At 41.9% G+C, this 25,598-nt stretch carries 26 protein-coding genes and 1 tRNA gene; 5 read left to right on the forward strand and 22 right to left on the reverse strand.

Annotated elements, in window-relative coordinates:
• The 9 genes from B3014_RS10575 to B3014_RS10615 all read right to left on the reverse strand — a co-directional run.
• The coding region (locus tag B3014_RS10575) for an LON peptidase substrate-binding domain-containing protein (RefSeq protein ID WP_349675878.1) at positions 1-654 on the reverse strand (654 nt) is incomplete at its 3' end.
• A 176-nt stretch (positions 655-830) separates the two neighbouring features.
• A complete protein-coding gene (gene clpX / locus B3014_RS10580; RefSeq protein WP_286304675.1) occupies positions 831-2,102 on the reverse strand; it encodes an ATP-dependent Clp protease ATP-binding subunit ClpX in 1,272 nt (423 codons plus the stop codon).
• 49 nt (positions 2,103-2,151) lie between these two features.
• A complete protein-coding gene (gene clpP / locus B3014_RS10585; RefSeq protein WP_286304676.1) occupies positions 2,152-2,784 on the reverse strand; it encodes an ATP-dependent Clp endopeptidase proteolytic subunit ClpP in 633 nt (210 codons plus the stop codon).
• An 88-nt stretch (positions 2,785-2,872) separates the two neighbouring features.
• Positions 2,873-4,174, reverse strand: a complete 1,302-nt coding sequence (gene tig / locus B3014_RS10590; RefSeq protein ID WP_289245330.1) for a trigger factor — start codon at positions 4,172-4,174, stop codon at positions 2,873-2,875.
• Positions 4,175-4,236: 62 nt separating this feature from the next.
• Positions 4,237-4,321, reverse strand: a tRNA-Leu gene (locus tag B3014_RS10595).
• A gap of 70 nt (positions 4,322-4,391) precedes the next feature.
• A complete protein-coding gene (locus B3014_RS10600; protein WP_289245329.1) occupies positions 4,392-5,825 on the reverse strand; it encodes an HDOD domain-containing protein in 1,434 nt (477 codons plus the stop codon).
• Positions 5,826-5,831: 6 nt separating this feature from the next.
• A complete protein-coding gene (locus tag B3014_RS10605) occupies positions 5,832-6,743 on the reverse strand; it encodes a 5'-nucleotidase (RefSeq protein ID WP_414683052.1) in 912 nt (303 codons plus the stop codon).
• A 3-nt stretch (positions 6,744-6,746) separates the two neighbouring features.
• Positions 6,747-7,280, reverse strand: coding sequence for a nuclease-related domain-containing protein (locus B3014_RS10610; RefSeq protein ID WP_289245328.1), 534 nt, complete (start codon positions 7,278-7,280; stop codon positions 6,747-6,749).
• 130 nt (positions 7,281-7,410) lie between these two features.
• On the reverse strand, positions 7,411-8,304 hold the full coding sequence (locus B3014_RS10615; protein WP_289245327.1) for a cation diffusion facilitator family transporter: 894 nt from the start codon (positions 8,302-8,304) through the stop codon (positions 7,411-7,413).
• Between the two features lie 81 nt (positions 8,305-8,385).
• Between B3014_RS10615 and B3014_RS10620 the strand changes: the two genes are divergently transcribed.
• Both B3014_RS10620 and B3014_RS10625 read left to right on the forward strand, forming a co-directional pair.
• Positions 8,386-10,020: an alpha-D-glucose phosphate-specific phosphoglucomutase gene (locus B3014_RS10620; RefSeq protein WP_289245326.1), complete on the forward strand. Its 1,635-nt coding sequence runs from the start codon at positions 8,386-8,388 to the stop codon at positions 10,018-10,020.
• A gap of 15 nt (positions 10,021-10,035) precedes the next feature.
• Positions 10,036-10,626 carry a Maf family protein gene (locus tag B3014_RS10625; protein ID WP_289245332.1) on the forward strand — a complete coding sequence of 197 codons (591 nt, stop codon included), beginning with the start codon at positions 10,036-10,038 and terminating at the stop codon, positions 10,624-10,626.
• A gap of 10 nt (positions 10,627-10,636) precedes the next feature.
• On the opposite strand, the gene B3014_RS10630 is transcribed toward B3014_RS10625, so the two are convergent.
• Positions 10,637-11,050 carry a hypothetical protein gene (locus tag B3014_RS10630; protein WP_289245325.1) on the reverse strand — a complete coding sequence of 138 codons (414 nt, stop codon included), beginning with the start codon at positions 11,048-11,050 and terminating at the stop codon, positions 10,637-10,639.
• 190 nt (positions 11,051-11,240) lie between these two features.
• Between B3014_RS10630 and B3014_RS10635 the strand changes: the two genes are divergently transcribed.
• The gene (locus B3014_RS10635; protein ID WP_289245324.1) at positions 11,241-12,239 is read left to right on the forward strand and encodes an aminoglycoside phosphotransferase family protein; all 999 of its coding nucleotides are present in this window, start codon (positions 11,241-11,243) and stop codon (positions 12,237-12,239) included.
• A complete protein-coding gene (murU, locus tag B3014_RS10640) occupies positions 12,236-12,907 on the forward strand; it encodes an N-acetylmuramate alpha-1-phosphate uridylyltransferase MurU (RefSeq protein ID WP_289245323.1) in 672 nt (223 codons plus the stop codon). Before B3014_RS10635 ends, murU begins: the two co-directional genes overlap by 4 nt.
• Position 12,908: 1 nt before the next feature.
• On the opposite strand, the gene argF is transcribed toward murU, so the two are convergent.
• The 10 genes from argF to B3014_RS10690 all read right to left on the reverse strand — a co-directional run bounded on the left by argF (position 12,909) and on the right by B3014_RS10690 (position 22,549).
• Positions 12,909-13,814: an ornithine carbamoyltransferase gene (gene argF, locus B3014_RS10645; RefSeq protein WP_286304686.1), complete on the reverse strand. Its 906-nt coding sequence runs from the start codon at positions 13,812-13,814 to the stop codon at positions 12,909-12,911.
• Positions 13,815-13,816: 2 nt separating this feature from the next.
• The gene (locus tag B3014_RS10650) at positions 13,817-15,016 is read right to left on the reverse strand and encodes an aspartate aminotransferase family protein (RefSeq protein ID WP_289245322.1); all 1,200 of its coding nucleotides are present in this window, start codon (positions 15,014-15,016) and stop codon (positions 13,817-13,819) included.
• A 156-nt stretch (positions 15,017-15,172) separates the two neighbouring features.
• Positions 15,173-15,754: a superoxide dismutase [Fe] gene (sodB, locus tag B3014_RS10655; RefSeq protein ID WP_289245321.1), complete on the reverse strand. Its 582-nt coding sequence runs from the start codon at positions 15,752-15,754 to the stop codon at positions 15,173-15,175.
• 98 nt (positions 15,755-15,852) lie between these two features.
• On the reverse strand, positions 15,853-16,323 hold the full coding sequence (gene rimI / locus B3014_RS10660) for a ribosomal protein S18-alanine N-acetyltransferase (RefSeq protein ID WP_286304689.1): 471 nt from the start codon (positions 16,321-16,323) through the stop codon (positions 15,853-15,855).
• A gap of 11 nt (positions 16,324-16,334) precedes the next feature.
• Positions 16,335-16,796: a DNA polymerase III subunit psi gene (locus tag B3014_RS10665; protein ID WP_289245320.1), complete on the reverse strand. Its 462-nt coding sequence runs from the start codon at positions 16,794-16,796 to the stop codon at positions 16,335-16,337.
• Complete coding sequence (locus B3014_RS10670; RefSeq protein ID WP_289245319.1) at positions 16,796-18,328, reverse strand: 2-isopropylmalate synthase; 1,533 nt, start codon at positions 18,326-18,328, stop codon at positions 16,796-16,798. Before B3014_RS10670 ends, B3014_RS10665 begins: the two co-directional genes overlap by 1 nt.
• A gap of 56 nt (positions 18,329-18,384) precedes the next feature.
• Positions 18,385-19,134 carry a CDP-diacylglycerol--serine O-phosphatidyltransferase gene (gene pssA / locus B3014_RS10675; protein WP_289245318.1) on the reverse strand — a complete coding sequence of 250 codons (750 nt, stop codon included), beginning with the start codon at positions 19,132-19,134 and terminating at the stop codon, positions 18,385-18,387.
• A 113-nt stretch (positions 19,135-19,247) separates the two neighbouring features.
• A complete protein-coding gene (ilvC, locus tag B3014_RS10680) occupies positions 19,248-20,261 on the reverse strand; it encodes a ketol-acid reductoisomerase (RefSeq protein ID WP_286306143.1) in 1,014 nt (337 codons plus the stop codon).
• Between the two features lie 48 nt (positions 20,262-20,309).
• Positions 20,310-20,804, reverse strand: a complete 495-nt coding sequence (gene ilvN / locus B3014_RS10685) for an acetolactate synthase small subunit (RefSeq protein WP_286304693.1) — start codon at positions 20,802-20,804, stop codon at positions 20,310-20,312.
• Positions 20,805-20,806: 2 nt separating this feature from the next.
• A complete protein-coding gene (locus B3014_RS10690) occupies positions 20,807-22,549 on the reverse strand; it encodes an acetolactate synthase 3 large subunit (RefSeq protein ID WP_289245317.1) in 1,743 nt (580 codons plus the stop codon).
• 165 nt (positions 22,550-22,714) lie between these two features.
• Here B3014_RS10690 and pyrC point away from each other — a divergent pair, with 165 nt between their 5' ends.
• Positions 22,715-23,764, forward strand: coding sequence for a dihydroorotase (pyrC, locus tag B3014_RS10695; protein WP_289245316.1), 1,050 nt, complete (start codon positions 22,715-22,717; stop codon positions 23,762-23,764).
• A 1-nt stretch (position 23,765) separates the two neighbouring features.
• Here the strand turns inward: pyrC and B3014_RS10700 are convergent, their stop codons facing one another.
• Both B3014_RS10700 and purC read right to left on the reverse strand, forming a co-directional pair.
• Positions 23,766-24,728: a GGDEF domain-containing protein gene (locus tag B3014_RS10700; RefSeq protein ID WP_289245315.1), complete on the reverse strand. Its 963-nt coding sequence runs from the start codon at positions 24,726-24,728 to the stop codon at positions 23,766-23,768.
• 151 nt (positions 24,729-24,879) lie between these two features.
• Positions 24,880-25,590: a phosphoribosylaminoimidazolesuccinocarboxamide synthase gene (gene purC, locus B3014_RS10705; protein ID WP_289245314.1), complete on the reverse strand. Its 711-nt coding sequence runs from the start codon at positions 25,588-25,590 to the stop codon at positions 24,880-24,882.
• Positions 25,591-25,598: the final 8 nt, after the last annotated feature.

The following is a 25,598-nucleotide window of genomic DNA, read 5'->3' on the forward strand; positions in this document are numbered from 1 at the left end:
CTGACTTTTTTCCATCTGTTTTTTGACGCGATTACGAATGCGTTTTTCAATCTGCTGAATATCGATTTCCGATTCCAGAAAAGCCATTAATTTTTCAATGCGGTCTTTTACATCCGCCATTTCCAATAACAGCTGCTTATCTTCAAGTTTTAACGTCATATGCGCTGCGACGGTATCAGACATCCGCGAAACATCTTCAATACTGGAAAGCGACGAAATAACCTCTGGTGGTATTTTTTTGTTCAGTTTTACGTACTGCTCAAACTGTCCTAGCAAGGTCCGCATTAAAACATCGGCTTCTCTATCGTCATCAACTTCATCTAAGAACGGCGCGACTTCAGCCTCTATGTGAGTTTCATGGTTAGTGAAGTAGGCCACACTGGCACGCTGAACACCTTCAACCAATACTTTAACTGTGCCGTCAGGCAGTTTTAATAATTGTAAAATATTCGCGAGTGTGCCGGTTTCATATAAACCGTCGGTGTCAGGTGCATCTTCAGAAGAATCTTTCTGAGCCACCAGTAGAATCTGTTTACTCTCGTCAGTCGCTTGTTCGAGGGCTTTGATAGATTTATCTCTCCCTACAAAAAGCGGTATTACCATATAGGGATATACGACAACATCACGAAGTGGTAAAACGGGGACAACCTTCATACTGTTATCGCTAGAAGTGGTGGTTAATTCATTTTCCATTAAGGCAAACCTCATACATGTGTCTGTCGACACCCAATTTTCAACATAAAATTAATATGGGGACAGACAATAAAAAATCAAGCATATTGAGAAATATGCTTGATTTAGTGTGTAAACAGAATGGTTCGTTTGACCGATTATTTGTCGCCGGATGCTAAGTCCGTATTTTGATCTTCATAAATCAAAATTGGTGCATTTTCACCAGCGATGACACTCTCATCAATCACAACTTTTGAGACATTATCGGCTGATGGTAGCTCAAACATGGTATCAAGTAAGACATTTTCGATAATCGAACGGAGCCCACGTGCACCTGTCTTTCTCTCCATTGCTTTCCTTGCAATCGCACGTAATGCATCATCTCTGAACTCAAGCTCAGCATTTTCCATATTGAATAATTGCTGATACTGCTTGGTTAGCGCGTTTTTCGGTTCAGTCAAAATCTGAACTAAGGCTTTTTCGTCAAGCTCATCCAGTGTGGCAACAACAGGTAAGCGACCTACAAATTCAGGAATAAGCCCATACTGAATCAGATCTTCAGGCTCGACAGTTCGTAATGACTCGCTCAAAGGTCTATTATCGTCAACACTTTTCACTTCAGCAGAAAAACCTATGCCACCTTTCTGAGTGCGGTTTCTGATCACTTTATCAAGACCAGCAAAAGCGCCGCCACAAATAAATAAGATTTTACTGGTGTCAACTTGCAAAAATTCTTGCTGAGGATGTTTCCTTCCGCCTTGAGGAGGAACAGAAGCAATCGTGCCTTCAATCAGCTTGAGGAGTGCTTGTTGTACACCTTCACCGCTAACATCACGTGTGATAGATGGATTATCAGATTTACGAGATATCTTATCTATCTCGTCGATATAAACGATACCTGTTTCAGCCTTGTCGACATCATAGTCACATTTTTGTAGAAGCTTTTGAATGATATTTTCAACATCTTCCCCGACATAGCCCGCTTCAGTCAGGGTGGTTGCATCAGCCATAGTGAAAGGCACATTTAGCTGTCTTGCTAATGTTTCTGCTAGCAATGTTTTACCACTACCAGTCGGACCAATTAAAAGTATATTACTTTTAGAAAGTTCAACATCACTTCCCTTGTGCGCCGTACGGAGACGTTTGTAGTGATTGTAGACTGCAACAGAAAGATAACGCTTCGCTCTTTCTTGCCCAATAACATAGTTATCAAGTGCTTCGTTAATTTCACGTGGCGTTGGCAGTTTTGATTCAGCCTCTTCAGTGGCCATTTCCTGCATTTCTTCACGGATGATGTCATTACATAGTTCGACGCATTCATCACACACAAATACGGATGGACCAGCGATTAATTTCTTGACTTCATGCTGGCTTTTTCCACAAAAAGAGCAATAAAGCAATTTATCATCGTTATTTTTGTCGTCACTCATATTTTTACTACCTTACGCGTCATCTATAAATTTTATCGACCAATACTACTTATTCTGTAGGTCGGCTTGTCAATACTGAGTCAATTAAGCCGTATTCAACAGCTTGTTCACCATTCATGAAGTTATCACGATCAGTATCTTTGCGAATAGCTTCTATATCTTGACCAGTATGTTTTGCGAGAATTCCATTTAGACGATCACGAATACTCAGAATCTCTTTTGCATGAATGTCAAAGTCAGACGCCTGTCCTTGGAATCCGCCTAATGGTTGATGAACCATAATACGAGAGTTAGGTAGACAATAACGTTTGCCTTCAGCACCACCGGCTAACAATACTGCCCCCATACTGGCTGCTTGTCCGATACACAATGTGCTGACATTGGGTTTAATAAATTGCATCGTATCGTAAATTGCCAAGCCAGCTGTAACAGCGCCGCCAGGTGAATTAATGTATAGATGGATATCTTTATCAGGATTTTCCGATTCAAGAAATAGTAACTGTGCAACAACCAAATTTGCCATTTGGTCTTCTACCGGACCAACTAAAAATATGACACGTTCTTTTAATAAGCGAGAAAAGATGTCATACGAGCGTTCACCACGAGATGTTTGCTCTACAACGATAGGTACCAATGCATTCTGAATCATACTGGTTTCATCACCAGAAAATTTATTTGTCATAACCATCCTAATTTCAAGGTCCCAATAAAAAAACAGCCCATACCCATTTCACATGAGTACGGGCTGCATTCAGTATCAGCGTTGTTAATTAGTTAGACACTGCATTAACGACGTCTGAGAATGTTGATGTACTCTCTTCTACTTTAACATGGTCGTAAATCCATTCAACCACCATGTCTTCAACGACTGTCATTTGAATTTCAGACAATCTTTCTTGATTGTTCATGTAGAAAGTAACCACTTCTTCTGGATCTTCATAGCTCGCAGCAATTGCGTCAATAGCTTCTTTAACGCGATCTTCATCAGGACGAATTTCGTTATCCGAAATAATCTTACCAATCAAAAGGCTTAACTTAACGCGTTTTTCTGCATTATCTTTAAAATTATCTGGATTAAATGGCAAGCCTTCGACATTCACGCCTTGATTGCGGAGATTGTTCTTTGCTTGTTCTACTAGATATTGAGCTTCACGCTCTACTGGCGCTGATGGCAGAGCGATGTCATTATTTTCTGCTATCGAATCCATCGCTTTGCGTTTGTTTAACGTTTTTAGTGCAGACTTAAGTTCACGTTCCATATTAGCGCGAACTTCTTTTTTCAATGCGGCAATACCCTCTTCAACACCGCATAGTGCTGCAAATTCTTTATCTAGCTTAGGTAGCTTTTTCTTAGCGACTTGTTTAACTGTCACTGCGAACTTAGCTTCTTTACCTTGTAAATGCTCAGCGCGGTAGTCTTCAGGGAATGTCAATGTCACATCTACTTCTTGATCCGCTTTTTTGCCAATCAATTGCTCTTCAAACTCTGGCAACATACGGCCCTGACCAAGCTCAAGAAGTACATCCTGGCCTTTACCACCTTGGAATTCTTCACCATCGATGGTGCCAACAAAATCAATGGTGACGCCATCACCATCTTTTGCACCACGTTTTAAAGGTTCCCATGTCATACGTTGTTCGCGTAATGTTTCAAGCATCCGGTCAACGTCTTCATCAGTGACTTCAGCAACTGTTTTTTCCAAGTTGATATCGTCTAGTTTGACATTGTCTACTTCAGGGAAGACTTCATAGTTGAGTGTATAGATGAAGTTGCTGCCTTTTTCATCCATGCTATCTATATGAGGAGGACTTGCTGGGTTGATTCCTTCTTGAGTGAAGGCTTCACGCATGCTTTCTTGTACAAGAGAGTCGATTACTTCGCGACGAGCTGATGGACCGTGTGTTTTCGCGACCATGTTCATCGGTACTTTACCTGGACGGAAACCGGCCATTTTCACATTAGGTCTAATTGACTTAAGGCGATCCTGTACTGCTTGTTCGATATTGGCATCTTCGACTGTGACGGTCATACGGCGACCAAGTTCGCTCACGTTTTCTACAGTAACTTGCATTCTCTAACCTCAAACATGGGGATTTAGGCATGGCGGTTTCGCCATCCGCCTATTTGTAGTAATGGTACGAGAGGAGAGACTCGAACTCTCACAGGTTACCCTACTGGAACCTAAATCCAGCGCGTCTACCAATTCCGCCACTCTCGCATATTTATTTATCAGACATGCCTGATGCCTGAAAGAAGTCGGCTATTATAGCGATAACATTCCGATAAAACTAGCCTTGAATTGCTAAAAAACTAATTCCCATGTTTGTTTGTTGGCAAAACTGCTGAAATGCAATGAATTCTTGTTGAGAAATTTCTCGCTGAGTTTGATGTCGATCAGCCATAAAAATACCAATAACTTTGTTTTTAACCACGACAGGCATAAGCAAATGCGGCGGATTACCTAATGTGGTTTGTATCTGCTTGGAAAGCTGACCTGCTTCGTCAACTGATAAAAATACGGCATGGCGCTGCTCTACGCATTGACTAAAAGCTGGATTCTTGTCTAAAGTGATGGTTAATCGCTGTTTGAGATATTCTGTCTGCTCACCTAAAACTGACTTACAAATTAAGTCAGTTTTAGCCTCATTCAATATCATGAATATGGCTCGATCCATGGCTAAGCCACGTATCAATCCTTCTAGAGTCATCTCAAGCATGATGTTAATCGAGGGTAATGGTATGTCTTCAAGGGCTTGTACCATTTCCTGAGATACTTTCATCAGGTAATCAAAATCAGCTTCCAACTTTTTATTATGATTATTAACGTCGGGCACATCTGTCTTTTCATGATGCTCATCTAAGTAATCTGGGAGCTGTATAGCACGGCTTATTTGCTCGCTACCGTATAAAATAGTGAGTTCTTTTGCTTTATTGACATTTAATAGAACCAGGTTTTTCGCTTTTTCAATTGAAAGCTCACAGATACTTGAAGCCTGTATCGCGACAAGCTCAAGCTCAGCTTCATTCCAGCCATGCTGGGCAGATTCAGCCACATCAATGGCTAATGAAATAAGCTGGGTATTTTTTTCTGATAATTGGTTATTAAGATAATCATTCAGCAAATCGCCTAAAGCCCAGTCATGACACAAAGCTTTGGTTAAGTCGACAATCCTGAACCCTAAGACCTTCAGTTCTGCTTGGGTGGATTCATTACCTTTTTGTAAATCATTGAGTAAGACCTGACTTTCTTTATCAGCAAATGCCCAAAAAGCCATATAGCCCAGACGCGAAAGTAACGTTGCTATAAAGATATCTTCAGCATCATTGCGCTTTAAATGCTTAGCAAATTCTCGTGCCTGAGTAGCAGCATGAAAAGCAAATGCCATTTCTTGTATCAGTTGTGTACGCTGTTCACCTGCTTGTAAATTGTCAATCAGGGCCATTGACAGGGTTAAGACCTTGATTTGCTCAAAGCCCATGACCATGACTGCACGAGATACCGTACTGATACTGTGCTTTGTTGGATTGAAATGAACAGTATTCACCGCTTTTAAAACCCGGCTGGTCAAAGAGGCATCTTGAAGAATAATATTGGCGACATCTGACGCTGAACTTTTTCCGCTATTTAGAGCTTTTGTGACGTTGGCAACCGTTCCCGAAAAGATCGGCATATCCACTTCACTAAGTTGTTTGACCCAATCAGATAGCGCAGTGTTTACCATTCAATATTAATCCAAAGACTTTTTCTGATTAGCTACACCATGTGGCACATGGCCTGTAGCGACATGCTCAAGCGCAGATTGACAATGCTTTTCTTGATCATCAAAAAATATGTCAGCGCCAAATGATTTCAAAAATGGTCCTTTGTCCATGCCACCTAAAAATATTGCTTCGTCGATACGGATCTCCCAAGCCCTTAGGGTTCTGATAACACGTTCATGTGCTGGTGCAGATCGCGCAGTTACCAGTGCTGTTCTGATCGGTGAAGCATTTTCACCATATTCCGTCTGAATTTGATTTAGCGCCATTAAAAAATCTTTAAACGGCCCACCAGGCAGAGGTTCACGTGCGGTCTGTTGTTCATTTTCAGTAAATGCTTTTAATCCCTTTTCTTTGAAAATTCGCTCCGAATCGTCAGAGAACAGAACGGCATCACCATCAAATGCAATTCTAAGTTGATCGCTATCATTATTATTCCTAATGTGTGAAGGCAGAATTGTCGCAGCAGCAATACCTGCTTCTAACGCCATTCCGACATCCTCAGGACTGGTTGATAAAAATAAATGTGCATTAAACGGCGCCACATAACGATACGGACTGCTTCCAGATGTAAATACTGCGCGGGTAATGGCTAATCCATGATGTTGAATAGAATTAAAAACACGAAGCCCCGTATCAGCACTATTGCGAGACAATAAAATAATCTCAACCTTGGGTGTGTTTGGGTTGTTGTCATTTAACGCGAGTAATTTACGTACCAGACTAAAGGCACCGCCTGGCGCTAAGGGGACATCTTCATTTTCTATTTGATAGCGACAATAAGCTTCTGTGCCCTGATCTTCATAGATGCGATGACTTTCATCCAAGTCAAATAAGGCGCGAGATGAAATAGCGAGAACAAGCGGTTTTGTATCCATCATGGTTCAAACATCCCTTAATAATGACTGTCCATCAGTCCGTGCAACTCGGATAATACGCTCCCAGGCAATCTGCCCTTGTTGATTTATACTGGGATATTCAGAAAGACTTTTGAGGTCGTCACTCAAACTATCAATGACAGACACCTCCTCGGGTTTGCCTTTTGGAAAGTTACTATTTTCAGAAAACACGATTCGGCAAAAAATAGGAATCTTCGGTGCCAGTGTCTGAAGTGCGTGTTTGGAGTTATAGATTCTATGCAGTGGGTTAGTAAATTTAAAACTTCTGCCATCAATGATCTGGGTCCATTGATCGATATGATCAGCCCCAAACAAGTGACCTGACATGGGATAAGTTTCAATAATTAACAATCCTTGTTCAATCAATACTAAACGTTCAATTTCAATCATTCCCCCCAACCCGTCAGGAATGATTATCGATTTTGCTTCTTCTTTTTTGACAGTCTGTAATGCGCGCTCTAATTTGCGAGAGTAAAAAGAACGCTTTCTTTTACGTCTAATGATGAGTGCAATACACAACAGGAAAAAAATCGCTGTAGCAATGGCTACTTGAATGGATAAATCTAAATTAATAATCGTACTGGCCTCAATATTGTTGTGTACTAATTATACGAAATCATCGTTGTATTGTATTCATTTTATGTTAAGGCTACAGCGGTAAATGTGTAATAGGATCTTCATGAATGATGACTTCCGCTTCATCAAACAAATCAGCTATCTCTCGTTCAAGTGCATCCGCAATGTCGTGAGCTTGCCTCAAACTCAATGTTTCATCCAATTCAAGATGAAGTTGAATAAACACTGTTGTCCCCGATCGTCGTGTACGAAGATCATGTAAGCCACGCGCTTGAGGATGTTTTAAAATCAGTGCACTAATTTTTTCTCGTTCATTATCAGGCAACTCATGATCCATTAGTAAATCAATCGACTCTCTTACAATCCCCCATGCACTGTGTAATATGAATAAGGCAATAGCAATAGCGATAAGCGGATCTGATAATGTCCAACCATTCAGACTCAATACAAGCGCCAGAATAACACCACCATTGACCAGTAAGTCGGTTTTGTAATGTAAGGCATCAGCTTTGATTGCCGTCGAGTCCGTTTGTTTTATCACGTAGTTCTGGAATACCATCAACGCAAACGTGGCGATGATAGAAAACACCATCACAGTGATTCCGATGGTCATACCCTGCTCCATAGCTTCAGGTTTAAACAATCGGTTTATAGCCTGAAGAAGCAGTATGCCGGCTGAGCCTGCGATGAACATAGATTGGCCCAGTCCGGCCAGAGACTCTGCCTTGCCATGTCCGAAACGATGTTCTCTGTCTGCGGGCTGTAACGCATGATGCACAGCAATCATATTCAAAACAGATGCGAGCACATCAAGACTCGAGTCAACAAGTGTTGCCAGAATGCTCACCGAGTCAGTGAGAAACCAAGCAAATAGCTTAACGATTATCAGAGTAATAGCCGTAACAACAGATGCATAGGTGGCTATACGCATCAATTGGGCTTTATCAATGTGTTGAGGCTTATTCATGGACTTAGTATAGTGGATTCAATTCAAGTAACGTGAGTTTAGTATTTATGATGCTCACATAACTCATTTTAGGAAAGCTTTATGCCAATCTCGACGATCAATACCAGCCCATTCGAAGGACAAAAACCGGGCACTTCAGGTTTACGAAAAAAAGTCAGTGTCTTTAAGCAATCTCATTATCTGGAAAACTTTATTCAATCCACTTTTAATGCGCTAGGTGATTGTGAGGATAAAACCTTAGTGGTTGGTGGTGACGGTCGCTATTACAATCAAACGGCGATACAAATCATTCTAAAAATGGCTGCAGCTAATGGTTTTTCGCATGTTTGGGTCGGTCAGAATGGTATTCTCTCTACACCTGCCGCGTCATGTGTTATCCGGAAATACAAAGCGTTTGGCGGTTTGATTTTGTCGGCAAGCCACAATCCGGCAGGTATTGATGGTGACTTTGGTATCAAATTTAACACCAGTAATGGTGGGCCTGCCCCGGAATCAATTACTAGTAAAATTTATGAACATTCTGCTGAAATTACTGAATATAAAATCTCTAATGCAGCCGATATTGCACTTCACAAATTAGGGCAGCAAACGCTGGGCTCAATGACAGTTGAAGTGATTGATCCCGTCTCAGATTATGCACAGTTAATGCAGTCTATTTTTGATTTTCCAAAAATCAAAACATTTATCACCACAAGCGATTTTTCAATGCGATTTGATGCAATGCATGCGGTCACCGGACCCTACGCCATTGAGATATTAGAAAACTTGCTGGGAGCACCTAAAGGGACTGTCATAAACGGCATTCCATTACCTGATTTTGGTAATGGCCACCCAGATCCGAACCTAACCTATGCTGAAGAACTTGTGACCGAGTTATTCTCAGATAACGCCCCGGATTTTGGTGCTGCCTCAGACGGCGATGGTGATCGCAATATGATCCTGGGGAAACAATTTTTTGTGACCCCTTCTGACAGCTTGGCTATTCTTGCGGCCAATGCTCAGCTCGTACCAGCATATAAAAATGGTATCACTGGTATTGCTCGTTCCATGCCAACCAGTCAGGCTGCAGACCGCGTAGCCGAAAAATTAGGGGTTGAGTGCTTTGAAACGCCGACTGGCTGGAAATTCTTTGGTAACTTGCTTGATGCAAACCGCGTGACTTTATGTGGCGAAGAGAGCTTTGGCACAGGTTCTAATCACATTCGTGAAAAAGATGGCTTATGGGCTGTACTTTTCTGGCTCAATATTCTGGCCGTGAAACAACAATCGGTGGCGGAATTAGTTAATCAACATTGGTTAACATTTGGACGTAATTACTACACTCGACATGATTATGAAGGTGTACCCACTGAACAAGCAGAAGCCCTGATTGAACACCTACAGCTTCAACTAACGACATTACCTAAACAGCAGCTTGGTGAGCGTATCGTTAGTTATGCAGATAACTTCAGTTACCATGATCCAATTGACGATAGTGTTGCAGAAAAACAAGGTATTCGTATCGGTTTTGAGGGCGGTGACAGAATCATTTTCCGGCTATCTGGGACAGGTACTGAGGGTGCCACCTTACGGGTTTATATTGAATCCTATCAAGATGATCCTGAACAATTAAACAATGACACGCAATTCGCACTAGCTGATCTTATTCAACTCGCTGATGAACTAGCCAAAATTACTGAACTGACAGGCAGAACAGCGCCAACCGTTATCACTTAAAATTTTATAATCATGATACAAACTCTTATTCTTGGATCAAGCTCACCTTTCAGAGCTGAACTACTTAAAAAGCTGCAGATTAATTTCATTCAGCATTCACCTGATATTGACGAGACACAGCTGGAAGGTGAGTCAGCACCGGCATTAGTCGAGCGACTGGCTCAAGAAAAAGCACGGGTCATTGCTGAAACCTATCCGCAAGCACTCATTATCGGTTCAGATCAGGTTGCTGTTGCGGATGGCAATATTTTGGGTAAACCAGGTAACCATCAGACAGCGATTCAGCAATTAATGATGGCTTCAGGAAAATCCGTCACTTTTTATACTGGCCTTGCCTTGTACAATGCTGAAAATCAGACAATGCAGCATATTGTTGAGCCATTCACTGTACATTTTCGAGAGTTAACGGAAAAGCAGATTGAATACTATCTGAATCAAGAAAAACCCTACCAATGTGCGGGCAGCTTTAAATCCGAAGGGTTCGGGATCAGTTTATTCAGTCATTTAGAGGGTGATGATCCTAATAGCTTGATAGGTCTACCACTCATAAAACTCATTGAGTTGTTGAGTAACGAAGGTGTCGATATTCTTCAACCCAATGAGTAGTGGATATCGATTATTCTTGATTTTCTGGTTGTTGTTTCAGTTTTTCAGCATTTGCCATTGCTGATGCCTGAGCCGCATAGTTGTTCATTGTTTTTGTCATCAGTTGACGAGCTGCTTTAGAGCGCATCGATTTGGCCATACCTTCAACAAGACTTGTTTCAACATTATTTGATGATAAATGCGTTTTCAATTCATCAAGGTGTGTTTCACAACTCTGCAAAATACTTTGTGCGGCTTCTTGTGGATTGTTGCCTTGATAGTTGCTAGTTAGATGTCCTTGCATCATACATTTATTGTAGTCAGTCAAAATAGAATACATTTTTGTTTGTGCTTGTTCTGGCATATCAGCAGGTGTGACATACTCTTGTGCAAGGACAACTGATGAGGCTGTTATTAATAAAGCAGATACTAAAATTTTTTTCATGGCGACTCCATTGTTGCAAATACTATGTTGAGTTATGAATATTGATTGACTCAACCAGCAGGAAATAATTCCCGATAATACGCCAGAACAGCATAATTTTCATGCATGACTTTTACACAGCTAAATAAAGTGCAATTCAATACCTGATTCACTCAAAAAAACTGTGTCATATATTCGAGTAAAACATTAAATGATTAACACAACCGATGATAACCGACTTAATCAGCTTACTGATTGGGTAAAAAAACTATTCCCTGATGAGCCATTCAGCATTACTGTTGCTTCAAGTGATGCCAGCTTTAGACGATACTTTCGGCTACACACAGTTAACGATACATATATTCTGATGGACGCCCCACCTGAGCATGAAAATATAAGTAGTTTTATCAATATTGATGAGTTTCTTGCAAAGTTTGATGTTGCAGTGCCCCACATTTTCCACAAGGATGAAGATAACGGTTTTCTGATGCTGAGTGATCTGGGTGATATTTCATTTTTGAAAGCATTAGCACACGGGAATTCAGACATACTCTATCGTGCAGCGATTGATGAACTGGTTAAAATGCAACAGTCCAGGCCACAAGAGGCAACGGCTGGATTACCGCTATACGATGAAAAAAAATTACGTGATGAAATGTCACTGTTTCCAGATTGGTTTTTAGGTAGACATTTATCCATCAAAGCACCGGAGTCATTATCAATTATCTACGATTTTTTAATCGAAGAAATTAAACATCAACCAGTGTGCTTTGTGCATCGTGATTATCACAGTCGAAATCTGATGGTATGTAAAGAGAACTCACTTGGCATTATAGATTTTCAAGATGCCGTTATTGGTCCCATTAGCTATGATCTCGTGTCTTTACTAAAAGACTGCTACATTCAGTGGCCGTATGAACAACAACAGTCATGGCTTGAGTATTATAAATCAGTGGCCATTGAGGCTAAGTTGCTAAATTATGAGGAAAGTCATCACTTGCAACGTTGGTTCGATATGACAGGTTTACAGCGCCACCTTAAGGTGCTTGGTATCTTTTGCCGCCTAAACTATCGTGATGGTAAAGCTAATTACCTCAATGACTTACCATTAACTCTTCAATATGTTTTTGACGTCTGTGAACGTTATGAAGCGCTTGCTCCTTTATATGAATTTATGAGTAACACCCCAGAAATAGTGGCAATTAAATGAAAGCAATGATTTTAGCAGCTGGTCGCGGTGAACGTTTACGACCATTAACAGATCACACTCCTAAACCGCTTGTAAAAGCAGGAAAAAAAAGACTGATTGAATACCTTATTGAAAATCTAGTGGCAGCTGGTGTTGATGAGATTGTGATTAATTATGCTCATCTGGGCGAGCAATTCCCTGTCGCTCTAGGAACTGGTGAACGCTATGGTTGCCGCATCACGTATTCACCGGAAAATGAAGGTAGTTTAGAAACTGCAGGCGGTATAGCTCAGGCATTACCTTTATTGGGGGATGAGCCATTTATCGTAGTCAATGGTGATATATGGACTGACTATGATTTTTCTAACTTGGCAAAGTATTCACTTCAGCATAATTGTGACTGCCATTTAGTCATGGTGAATAACCCAGAGCACAATGCTGATGGCGATTTTGCACTCGCCGAAAATGGCTGTGTGATGCTTTCAGGAAATAAAAAGTTCACGTTTAGTGGAATGGGACTTTACCATCCAAGATTATTTAAACACTTACAGGTTGAACGTAAAGCACTTAAGCCTATTTTCGAGAAAGTGATACAAGATAACAGGATGACTGGAGAACTCTATAAAGGGCAGTGGTCAGATATTGGCACACTGGAGCGTCTGACAGCCTTAGAAAAAGAGCTTAGTTAAACTAAGCTCTATCCGCACATAAAAATTCTAATAATGCTTTTTGGGCATGCAGACGATTCTCTGCTTCGTCCCAGACAACACTTTGATCACCATCAATCACTTCAGCGGTCACTTCTTCACCACGATGAGCTGGCAAACAATGCATAAATAAAGCATCTTTTGCAGCTACTTTCATAATGTCGTTATTCACTTGGAAATCGGCAAAGGCTTGCTCTCGTTTGCGTTGCTCTTCCTCTTGTCCCATGCTCGCCCACACATCGGTGACGACTAGGTCGGCATCTTTAGCAGCCTCAGCAGCACTGTTAAATAACTCGATTTTCGCTTCAACAGCAGACACAACTTCAGACTTAGGCTCGTATCCTGCTGGCGTTGCTATATGTAATTCAAACCCAAATTGCTGTGCAGCGTTAATGTATGAATGACACATATTATTGCCATCCCCAATCCAGACCACTTTCTTACCTTTGATGAAACCACGATGTTCCTGATAAGTTTGCATATCAGCTAATAATTGGCATGGGTGGAAATCATCAGTCAACGCATTAATAACAGGGACTGAAGAATACTTTGCAAATGTTTCTAGCTTGGCGTGTTCAAATGTACGTATCATCACCGCATCAACCATAGAAGAAATCACGCGTGCTGAGTCTTCTACTGGTTCACCTCGTCCAAGCTGAGTGTCATCTGGCGACAAGAAAATAGAGCCACCGCCAAACTGAATCATGGCTGACTCAAACGATACGCGTGTGCGAGTAGATGATTTTTCAAATATCATCGCTAGCACTTTATTCTTTAAAGGCTGATAAATTTCGCCTTGATGCTGCATTTTTTTGAGTTCAGATGCGCGATTGATTAATGCTTGTAGCTCTTCTGAAGTCAGGTCTTTTAATGTCAAAAAATGTCTCATTGCTAGGCTACACTCTCAACCTGTTGTGATGATAAAAAATCGAGTACAAGCTTACTTACTTTTTCCACAATCATGGATGCTTCTTCAGAGTTAATGATGAGTGGTGGTAGTAGACGAATAACTGAATCAGCGGTGACATTGATTAATAATCCATCGGCTAACGCTTTTTTAACTAATTCAGCACAAGGCATAGTTAACTCTATACCTAACATAAAACCATGAGCACGTACGTCCTTTACGCCAGGCTTACCGACAAGTTGTTTTTGGAAAGCCGTCAGCATTTGCTTGCCTAGGTCATTCACATGACCTAACACCCCTTCTTGTTCAATCGTATCTAAAACACTCAATGCTGCACTACATGCAAGAGGATTACCGCCAAACGTAGAACCATGGTTACCAGCCTGTAGAATCCCCACAGCACTACCAGCAACAAGGCAAGCACCAATTGGCATACCGTTACCTAGACCTTTGGCCAAGGTCATCACATCCGGTATTAAGCCATCATTATGCTGATAGGCAAACCACTTCCCGGTTCTCGCGATACCTGTTTGGACTTCGTCCAGCATCATTAAGAGTTTGCGTTGAGTGCAGATGGCTCTCACACCTGCCAAATACTCAGCATCAGGAATTTTGATACCACCCTCACCCTGAACAGGCTCAAGCAAGACCGCTACAGCCTCAGGCCAATGACCAATTGCCATTCGTAAAGCATCAAGATCGTTATATGGAACACGAACAAATCCAGGAACGAGTGGATCAAAACCTACTTGGACTTTTGCATTGCCTGTAGCCGACAATGTTGCCATGGTGCGTCCATGGAAACTGCCATCCATTACTATTACTACAGGCTTATCGATACCTTTACTGTGGCCATATTTACGGGCAATTTTTATGGCAGCTTCATTGGCTTCTGCACCAGAGTTAGAAAAAAACACCTGCTCCATTCCAGACAAAGCGGTCAACTTATCAGCCAGTTTTTCCTGTAACGCGATATGGTACATATTAGAGGTGTGCACTAATGTTTCAGCCTGATGCTGAATAGCTCGCGTCACCGCAGGATGGCAATGCCCCAGATTACATACAGCAATACCGCTTAACGCATCGAGATAGCGTTTTCCATCTGTATCAGTTAACCAAGCGCCTTTACCTTCACTAAAAGTGACGTCTAGACGTCCGTATGTGGGCATGACCGATTCTGTCATGGCTTGTACTCCTTGCCCTGACGGCATTAAAAAAAACGGCTTTTTAAGGCCAATAAACGAAAAATGGCAGTTTCAAATGAAACTGCCATTTATCAAAAATCGTGTATTTTATAATGTTATAGAGTAATAAACAAATTTACTCTAAGTCACGACTTATTAGTTAGCAAAGTTTTCTGCGACAAAGTCCCAGTTTACTAATCCCCAGAAAGCTTCCAGGTATTTAGGACGTGCATTGCGGAAATCAATGTAATATGCGTGTTCCCAAACATCGACAGTCAATAGTGGTTTTTGACCATCAGTTAATGGGCAACCGGCATTGCTTGTATTAACAATAGCGATACTACCATCAGCATTTTTTACTAACCAAGTCCAGCCAGAGCCGAAGTTTGTTGCAGCTGATTTACTGAAAGTTTCTTTGAACTCATCAAACGAACCAAACGTACTGTCGATAGCTGCAGCGAGGTCACCTTCAGGTGCGCCTTTCGCATTCGGTGTCATGCAGTTCCAGTAAAAAGTGTGGTTCCAAACTTGTGCAGCGTTGTTGAAGATACCGCCAGAAGCTTTTGTGATAATTTCTTCTAATGACTTACCTTCAAATTCAGTACCCGGTACCAAGTTATTTAAGTTAGTCACATAAGTTTGGTGATGTTTACCATAGTGATATTCAAGCGTTTCTGCTGAAATGGTTGGTTCTAATGCATCCTTAGCATACGGAAGTGGTGGCAATTCATAAGCCATATTTTTATCTCCTAATATGTGAAAAATAACCGAGTAATTGAGTCAATTATTCTAAAAGAGCACTCAGATGATATCAAGTGCTACCCGTTTGAGTTTACTTACACATCACCGAAAATCGATAACATGGATAAATCCAACCCCATCAATATTGCATCTTCTCTACCATTTTCAGCCGGGTAATAACCTCTGCGGACAGACATTTCGTTAAAACCTAACTGCTCATAGAGATTTTGTGCTTTTTTATTTGACTCTCTAACTTCTAAAACCACAATCGAAGCTGATCGTGCTTTAGAAAAATCAATGATATGTTCTAAAATGAAACGACCATATCCTTGTCTTTGCATATCTGGTCTGACACAAAGGTTCAGAAGATGTGCTTCATCGAGGACTAACTGCAAAATGGCGTAGCCCAGTACCACATCATACGTATCAGAATAGACCCATGCATAATGTCCGGCATCAAGACTATCCGAAAAGTTCTTAAGCGTCCACGGAAACTGATTTGCAGAGCACTCTATATTATGGACAAGTTGCAAGTCCTTATCCGTCATTACTCTTGGAGAAACCATAGCCTTGTCCGTTAATTTAAAGCGTTACCGTGAGTTTTTAGCTGTTGCCAGGCAACCGCTTTCAATGAAGGCTGCCTTATCATAGCTTCTAACGATGGAAGTTGAACAGCATCAATACCTTCAGGCAAACGCTGTTCACTCTTCATCATTGTGAGAATTATTTTGCTATTAAGCTCATCTGGACTCAATCTCACGACTTCTGATGAGGCAATTATGTATTGACGTCTGTTATCTAGCCCCACTGATTTTAGAATGCTTGTTAATAAACGTCGTTCTACAGCGTTTAATGCCGTCGCTTCAACGACAAGAACGACTTGCACATCATCAGGAATTTTCTGCTCCTGAGTCTGTAGAGTGTCTGCAGGTATGGTCTCAGTAGACGCTATATCCTGAGTACTTTTGCTCTGACGTTTTGTCCAAACGGGTATACCCATTTCAGTCAAGACTGAGTATTGATATTCAGTCAGTGCCATTAGACTTGAGGATGAGCTCTATCAACAGGACTTAAGATTTTGTTCAAAGCGTTCAGGTAAGCTTTGGCGGATGCAATAACGATATCCGTATCCGCACCTTGCCCACTGACTATCCGTCCACCTTTCTCAAGTCTTACACTGACCTCGCCCTGAGCATCAGTACCGGTAGTGATACTGTTCACTGAATAGAGCTGTAATTCTGTTTGACTTTGCACAATTGACTCAATCGCTTTATAAGCAGCATCAACAGGGCCTCCACCACTCATTTGTGTCTGCACTTCTCGACCATCAACGGACAATGTGACAGTGGCAAAGGGTGTTTCACCTGTTTCACTATAGACCTTCAATGAAATTAGACTGACACGCTCATCTGCAGTCGCAACGGTATCACTAACCAGTGCCTGAATATCCTCATCAAATACCTCATGCTTTTTATCCGCTAATTCTTTAAAACGAGTAAATGCGGCATTTAGATCAGTTTCAGAGGTTAACTCAATACCAAGTTCTTGCAGGCGGCTACGGAAAGCATTTCGGCCAGAGTGCTTGCCAAGTACCATTCTATTGGTATTCCAACCGACATCTTCTGCGCGCATGATTTCATAGGTTTCACGATTTTTCAGAACACCGTCTTGATGGATGCCTGATTCATGAGCAAAAGCATTGGCGCCAACGATAGCTTTATTTGGTTGTACAACAAACCCTGTGATACCAGACACTAATCGTGATGCCGATAAAATATGCTGCGTATCAATACCAGTATCACATGGGAACATATCCTGACGCGTTCTGACTGCCATCACGACTTCTTCTAAGGCAGCATTACCAGCCCGTTCACCCAAACCATTGATAGTGCATTCAACTTGCCGTGCACCATTCATCACTGCTGACAAAGAGTTTGCAACAGCCAAGCCCAGATCATTGTGACAATGCACGGAGAAGATGGCTTTGTCTGCATTTGGTATGCGTTCACGTAATGTTGAAATCAATGAGCCAAATTGATGTGGCAAGTTGTACCCTACTGTGTCGGGTATATTTAGTGTGGATGCCCCAGCATCAATGACCGCCTCAAGGATTTGGCACAGAAAGTCTGTTTCACTTCGACCGGCATCTTCAGGAGAAAACTCGACGTCATCTGTATATTGACGAGCACGCTTGACTGCGCGAACTGCATTTTCTATTACCTGTTCAGGTTCCATACGCAGTTTCATTTTCATGTGAATAGGTGATGTTGCAATAAAGGTATGAATGCGTGACGCATTAGCTAATTTAAGCGCTTCACCGGCTCTGTCGATATCTGCATCTAATGCTCGGGACAGACCACAAATACGACTATCTTTAACTGCTTTAGCTACAGCTTGTACAGCTTCAAAGTCACCTGTACTGGCGATAGGAAATCCAGCCTCAATAACATCTACACGCATGCGCTCAAGTGCCTTGGCAATGCGGACTTTCTCATCTTTTGTCATCGATGCGCCCGGGCTTTGCTCACCGTCACGTAATGTCGTATCAAAAATTATTAGCTTGTCAGTCATAAATGTGTGAACCAGATTATTAAATTATTATTTATTAGTCTTCTTTATATTATTTATTAGTCTTCTTTAGCCTGCGCACGCTCAGAACGATGTTGACGCAGTTTAAGCAATGTAAAAACAGGACCGGATAAACCGTAAATTAAAAATACGCTAAACAAAATGGTAGGTGGGTCAATAGCCACCAGAGCAAAAATAAGTACCAGTACCAGCATTACAACAAAAGGTACTCGGTTTCGTAAATCAAGCTCTTTAAAACTGTGATAGCGCATTGAGCTGACCATAAGTATAGCCGCTCCGAAAGTAATTGGTATGGTGAAAATAGCAATCATGCTCTCACTGAAATCATTGCTCGTGCCTGCCCATACCCAACCAGCAATGATGGCGGCCGCAGCAGGACTTGGTAGACCTTGGAAATAACGTTTATCTTGTGTACCTATCTGGGTATTAAATCTGGCTAGTCGCAATGCACCACAGGCTGCATATATGAACGCAACCATCCAGCCGAACTTGCCCATATCAGTCAGAGACCACTGAAAAATCACCAAGGCAGGCGCCATACCAAATGAGACCATATCGGCTAGACTGTCATATTCTGCGCCAAATGCACTTTGAGTGTTGGTCATTCTGGCGATACGACCATCTAATCCATCCATGATCATCGCAATAAATATAGCAATAGCAGCTGTCTCAAAGTCACCACGAATGCCGGCAACAATGGCATAAAATCCAGCAAAGAGCCCCGCTGTCGTGAATAAATTCGGTAGTAGATAGATACCACGATTTTGTGGCTTTTCACTATTAACCATAACTAACACGCTCCTATTGTTTCGGTTCTACATTATGACAGCTAAGGCACACAAACAAAACGGGGGCGATTGTTTTCACAACCGCCCCCGTCTTTTTTCAATCAATATGCTGATTAGTTTTTAGACTTATCAACAATTTTTTGAATCCAAGGCATCATTGAACGCAATTTTGCACCTGTTTGTTCGATTGGGTGCTCAGCATTGATACGACGCATGGCTGTCATTTCAGGATAGCCACTTTGACCTTCTTGAATGAATTGTTTTGCGTATTTACCTTCCTGGATGTTTTTCAATGCTTCACGCATTGCCCAGCGGCTTTCTTCGTTAATGACACGTGGACCTGTGACGTATTCACCATATTCAGCATTATTCGAGATCGAATAATTCATATTAGCGATACCGCCTTCGTACATCAGATCAACAATGAGTTTCAACTCATGCAGACATTCAAAGTAAGCCATTTCTGGTGCATAACCTGCTTCAGTCAGCGTTTCAAAACCTGCTTTGACAAGCTCAACAGCGCCACCACATAAGACTGCCTGTTCACCGAATAAGTCTGTTTCAGTCTCATCACGGAATGTTGTTTCGATGATGCCAGTACGACCGCCGCCTACACCTGATGCGTATGATAGAGCAATATCTTTCGCCTTGCCTGAAGCATCTTGCTCTACAGCGATTAAGTCAGGAATACCACCACCTTTAACAAACTCACTACGTACAGTGTGGCCAGGTGCTTTTGGTGCAATCATGATGACATCAAGATCTTCACGCGGCAGAATCTGGTTGTAAAGAATAGCGAAGCCGTGAGCAAAAGCTAAAACAGCGCCTTTTTTCAGGTTAGGTTCGATTTCTTGTTTGTATAATTGAGATTGGAACTCATCTGGTGTCAAAATCATCACCAAATCAGCACCTTTCACTGCTTCACCGACATTGTCAGAAACAGTCAGCCCAGCAGCTTGAGCTTTAGCAATAGATGAAGAGCCAGCACGTAAAGCAACAGTGACATCTACACCTGAGTCTTTCAGGTTGCAGGCATGGGCATGGCCTTGTGAACCATAACCAACGATTGTCACTTTCATGCCTTGGATAATAGACAAGTCACAATCTTTATCGTAATAAATGTTCAAACTCATGATTGAATTCCTTAGATTTTCTTGAACGAATATAAATTCAGTTTACAGGTGCAAGCTTTTCTCGCCGCGAGCAATTCCTGTGACACCTGAACGGACAGTTTCAATAATTTTATGTTCAGCAAGTGCTTCAATAAAAGAATCCAATTTGCTTACAGCACCTGTCAATTCAATGGTATAGGTCGATGAAGTCACATCAATAATGTGGCCTCGAAAAATATCACACAGACGTTTCACATCTTCTCTCTGAGCCATGGTGGCTGCTTTGACTTTTATCAGCATCATTTCACGTTCAATGTGAGGCCCTTCGGTCAAATCCATTAGTTTTACCACATCGATCAATTTATTCAATTGCTTCACAATCTGCTCGATGATGCGATCAGTGCCTGTCGTGACAATGGTCATACGGGATAATGATGGATCCTCTGTTGGCGCCACCGTTAATGATTCGATGTTATATGCACGCGCAGAAAACAACCCTGCCACACGAGATAAGGCCCCTGCTTCATTTTCAATCAGGATAGAAATAATATGACGCATGGTTACGACAGCTCCCTTTCTGAATCTTGTGCAGGTGCGCTATAGGGTGACATATGCATATCATTATGCGCCTTACCTTGAGCAATCATTGGGTATACGTTTTCTGTTTGGTCAGTAACGATATCAAAGAACACCAGACGATCTTTCATCGCAAAACCACGTTCCAACTCAGCTCTAAGGTCCTCCGGTTTCTCGATACGAATACCGACATGACCATAGCTTTCTGTTAACTTCACGAAATCAGGCAGCGACTCCATGTAGGAGTGCGAATAGCGATTTTCGTAGAAAAACTCCTGCCATTGACGAACCATTCCCAAATAACGATTGTTCAGTGCAACAATTTTAACGGGAAGGCCATACTGCAGACAGGTAGATAATTCCTGAATACACATCTGGATGCTACCTTCGCCAGTCACACAAATCACCGTACTCTCAGGGTATGCTAACTGAACGCCCATAGCAGCAGGCAAACCGAATCCCATCGTGCCTAGACCACCCGAGTTAATCCAGCGGTTTGGCTCATCAAATCCATAATACTGAGCAGCCCACATTTGATGTTGGCCTACATCAGAGGTGACATAAGCTTCGCCTTTCGTGATTTCATGAAGTAACTCAACAACCGCTTGTGGCTTAATTTTGTCACTATTGCGGTCATAACTCATGCATTGCTTCGAACGCCAACCTTCAATGATATTCCACCACTCTTCCACCGCTTTTTTCTGTGGCTTTTTATTGCTGTTTTTGAGTAAGTGGTTCATTTCCTGTAATACATCAGGAACACTTCCAACAATAGGAATATCAACAGTAATTGTCTTGGATATTGAAGACGGATCAATATCGACATGAATGATTTGAGCATGCGGGCAAAACTCGGCAATTTTACCTGTCACCCGGTCATCAAAACGTGCACCGATAGCGATCAAAACATCGCAATCATGCATCGCCATATTCGCTTCGTATGTACCGTGCATACCCAACATGCCAAGGAACTGTTTGTCGCTGGCAGGATAAGCACCTAAGCCCATCAAGGTACTAGTGATAGGAAAACCTAGATGACGAACAAATTGACGTAACTCATCTGAACCTTTACCTAGGACTACACCACCACCAGTGTAAATCATCGGTTTTTTGGCTGATAGCATCAAATCAACAGCACGCTTAATCTGACCTGTATGGCCTTTCACTGTTGGCTGATAAGAACGCATATTCACTTTATCGGGATAGTGATATGGCACCTTCACAGTTGGATCAGTAATGTCTTTAGGTACATCAACAACGACAGGGCCAGGACGACCAGTAGAAGCGACATAAAATGCTTTTTTTACTGTTTCCGCAAGATCGTTAATATCTTTAACTAAAAAGTTATGCTTTACGCAGGGACGAGTTATGCCAACCGCATCAACTTCCTGGAAAGCATCACTACCGATAACCGCAGTGCTGACCTGTCCAGTGATAACCACCATTGGAATGGAATCCATATAAGCCGTCGCAATACCGGTGACGGCATTTGTAGCGCCGGGACCAGACGTGACTAAGACCACACCTGGTTTACCTGTGGCACGAGCATAGCCATCTGCAGCATGCGTTGCAGCTTGCTCATGTCGAACCAGAATGTGTTTGACATCTTCCTGATTGTATAGCGCATCATAGATATGCAGCACTGCACCACCAGGATACCCGAAAAGGTATTCAACACCTTCGTCTTTGAGACATTGAACTAATATCTCGGCACCACTTAATTCCACGTGTTCCCCTTATATGTATGCCGTTCTTTTTAGTGAGCTAAAAAATTGTAAACGTGTAAAGTTACTTGTAATGCGTGATAAGGTCAAGAATAAGGTCTGTCGCCTTTTCTGCCCATAAAAGATCTATTTATCCTTAATGCATTTGCTGTGGCATAATTTAACGCTATGACACAATTAAAAACTAAGCAAATTACATTAACTCGTCCTGACGATTGGCACTTACACTTGCGCGATGATCTGGCACTAAAACGCACCGTTTCTGACACAGCTCGAGTCTTTGGCCGTGCCATCGTCATGCCAAATCTCCAACCACCTGTAACGACGACTGCGTTGGCTGCTGATTACAGAGCCAGAATAATAGAAAACAGGCCTGAACACAGTCAGTTTGAACCTTTAATGACATTGTATCTCACCGATAACACCTCTGCCGATGAAATTTATCGTGCTCACGAGAGTGGAATAGTCCATGGCGTAAAACTCTACCCAGCAGGTGCCACGACAAATTCAGATGCGGGTGTCACTGAACTTAGTCATTGCTATCAGGCATTAGAGGCGATGCAAAAGCTCGGCATACCACTACTTGTGCATGGTGAAGTCACTTCGCCCGAGATAGATGTATTTGATCGCGAGAAAGTTTTTATCGATCAGATATTAATGCCTCTGATAAAAGATTTTCCTGAACTGAGAATCGTCTTTGAGCATATCACTACATCGAATGCCGCTGAGTTTGTCGCTAACGCTGCTGACCATATTGCAGCAACTATCACCCCTCATCACTTATTATTAAACAGAAATGACCTTCTGGTGGGAGGTATAAGGCCACACCACTACTGCTTGCCTGTATTAAAGAGAAATACACACCAACAGGCTTTGATTAAAGCAGCGACCAGTGGCAGTAAGAAATACTTTCTAGGCACAGATAGTGCGCCTCATCCTCGAGCAGGTAAGGAATCCAGCTGTGGTTGTGCCGGCATATATAGTGCTCATGCTGCGATTGAGTTGTATGCAGAAGCATTTGAGGCAGCAAATGCATTAGATAAATTAGAAATGTTTGCCAGCTTTAATGGACCTGATTTCTATCACTTACCTAGAAATCAGACTCAAATAACGTTAGTAAAAGAAAGCTGGGACGTCCCTCAAACATTATCTTTTGCAGACAGTTCATTGGTACCCATGCGGGCGGGAAATCAGATAGCTTGGAAAGTCGTTAGTTAATCTAACGGCTTTGCTTGCGTTTACGTTTATACATCAGGGCATCACCCTCAGAAAGTAAATCTTCAATACCTTGATGTTTGTCTGAGTCCATCAATACGACACCGTATGAAAAAGTAATATCGTAAGCAAGTTCGCGCTGTTTATTAGATGCTTCAACTTGCTTTGAAAAACGTTTCATCACTTCATCAACCGCTTTTTGATCAGCATCAACCAGTAGAATAACAAATTCGTCTCCCCCCATTCTCGCGACGATATCTGAATCTCTGCCAACGTCATCTAAGATCGTTGCAAATTGGCGTAGAGCCTTATCCCCCTCTGCATGACCAAACTTATCGTTGATTGGTTTAAATTTATTCAGATCAAGAAAAGCCAGGGCAACGGGTAGTCCACCACGTCTGCATATATTCAGAGATTTTGCGGCAGACATATTAAAACCTCGACGGTTTAATATGCCTGTTAGCTCATCCATAGTGGCCAACTCAACGGCTTGAATCTCGTGTTCAACTATGGTTGCCAAGTCTTTAAGTAGTGCTCGATCTTCGTCACTGAAGTGTCTTGGCCTCACATCTTTAATACACAACGTACCTAGCTTACTGCCATCAAGATAACGAATGGGATAGCCAGCATAAAAGCGTATATGCTTTTGACCTATTAACAGTGGATTGTCGATGAAGCGTTCATCCTTATGCGTATCTTCAACAACAAAAGCGCCATCGCCCAAAATTGCGTGTCCACAAAAAGACAGATCACGTGGCGTCTCAGTAATATCTAATCCCTGGCAGGACTTAAACCATTGGCGATTTTTATCAACGATACTGACGAGTGCAACTGGCACTTCAAACAATTTAGTGGCGATTCTTGTGAGACGATCAAAGCGTTCGTCGGGAGCCGAATCAAGGATAGTCAACGATTGTAATGTCGATAGTCTTTCTTGTTCATTTTGAGGTAAATCTGGTGTTTTCATTCAAAACTCCAGTTTTTATAGAAGCAGGAACATCATAAAGTAATACACAAGCTTGTGTATACAAACAGCTTGGCTATTCACGCATCAGAAATATATATTTGAAAAAAGGTTCATTTCGCATACAACGAAATGAACCTTGAATGACTTGAACCTATAGCGTCACACCGATACGTTGTGCCACTTCTTCATAGGCTTCAATGACACCACCCAGACCTTGTCTGAAACGGTCTTTATCCAGTTTTTTACGTGTTTCTGCATCCCACAGACGACAGCCATCTGGACTAAACTCATCACCTAAAAAGATCTGACCTTTGAACAAGCCAAACTCTAGTTTATAGTCCACTAAAATCATGCCGGCATCGGCAAATAGCTTCTGTAAATGTTCATTAACTTTAAACGTTAACTCTTTCATTTTGCTTATATCTTCAGCTTTAGCCCAACCGAATGTTTCGATGTGGTACTCGTTGATCATCGGATCATGTAACGCATCATTCTTAAGAAAAAATTCAAATACGGGAGGATTGAGCGCAAGTCCATCTTCGACGCCAAGGCGACGAACCAAGCTACCAGAGGCCACATTTCGTACCACACATTCAACCGGCACCATTTGCATGTTTTTCACTAAGGATTCTGTATCGTTCAACAGCTCTTCGAAGTGAGTTGGAATGCCTTTATCAGCCAAATATTGCATGATGAACGCATTAAACTTGTTATTGACCATGCCTTTACGATTTAACTGTTCGACTTTTTCACCATCAAATGCAGACGTATCATCACGAAAGCTCAGTACGACATAATCTTCATTATCTGTAGCAAAAACACTTTTGGCTTTACCAGAATACAATTCTTGTTTCTTTTGCATCAGCTATC

Origin of the sequence: Methylophaga sp. UBA678 (assembly GCF_002299105.1) — a bacterium.
In the GTDB taxonomy this organism is placed as follows: domain Bacteria; phylum Pseudomonadota; class Gammaproteobacteria; order Nitrosococcales; family Methylophagaceae; genus Methylophaga; species Methylophaga marina.